This is a genomic window from Candidatus Melainabacteria bacterium RIFOXYA2_FULL_32_9 (genome assembly GCA_001784615.1).
GTDB lineage: Bacteria > Cyanobacteriota > Vampirovibrionia > Gastranaerophilales > UBA9579 > UBA9579.
In genome coordinates, this window is the sequence record MFRQ01000147.1 from 1 (window position 1) to 1,062 (window position 1,062).

At 34.8% G+C, this 1,062-nt stretch carries 2 pseudogenes; both read left to right on the forward strand.

From position 1 onward, the window contains the following. Positions 1–727, forward strand: a pseudogene (locus tag A2255_04775) (hypothetical protein). Continuing rightward, positions 714–1,062: pseudogene (locus A2255_04780) on the forward strand (hypothetical protein). The pseudogenes A2255_04775 and A2255_04780 overlap by 14 nt, the downstream one beginning before the upstream one ends.

Consider the following 1,062-nt stretch of genomic DNA (forward strand, 5'->3'; position numbering starts at 1 on the left):
TGCTACAAGGCTTACTGTCGCTTCCTCTGATATTGACCAAGCAAGATCGTCTCTGGCTTTAGCAAGACAAGAACTAAATGCTACAAGGCTTACTGTCGCTTCCTCTGATATTGACCAAGCAAGATCGTCTCTGGCTTTAGCAAGACAAGAACTAAATAAAACTGTTGTAAGCTCGCCTATCAATGGATTTATTAAAGAAAAAAAAGTTGCATCAGGAGATTATGTTAGTGAAGGGACTGCTCTTTTTGAGATTATTCAGACAAATCCTCTAAAGCTAACATTTACAATACCTGAAGAGAAAATAGGAAAAATAAAACAAGGGCAGGAAGTTACATTTACTGTAAATGCATATCCTGATAAAGAATTCAAAGGCACTATAAAAACTATTTATCCAAATATTGAAGAACAAACACGTAATCTCAAAATTGAAGCCCTGGTAAACAATACAAAAGGGGAATTAAAGCCTGGCATGTTTGCAAAAGCCAAAATTTATACCGAAAACATCAAGAATGTTTTAATGATTCCATCCGTAGCATTGCTTTTTGACGATACAGAAGCAAAAGTTTTCAAAATAGAGGCTAATGTTGCAAAAGCTACTTCTGTCAAAATTGGTGAAAAGTATGGAGAAATGGTGGAAATACTACAAGGCCTTCAGGAAAATCAACCGATAATTGTCACAGGACAGCAAAATCTTTCAGAAGGAGTAAAAATAAATGTGGCTCGCTGATTTATCAATAAAAAGGCCTGTTTTTATAAGCATGATAATCCTTGTTCTGGTTTTATTCGGAATTATTAGCTATCCGACCATTGGGGTTGATTTATATCCAAAAGTCGATTTTCCAATAGTCAGCGTATCAACGACTTTAAGGGGTGCAAGCCCTGAAATTATAGATATAGACGTAACAGATAAAATTGAAGGTGCTATTAATACAATTAATGGAGTAAAATCAATTACTTCAACCAGTATTGAAGGTGTATCAAATGTCATTGTGGAATTTGAACTTGATAGAGATATTGATTTCGCTGTTCAAGATGTACGGGAAAAGATGTCATTTGTAAAAG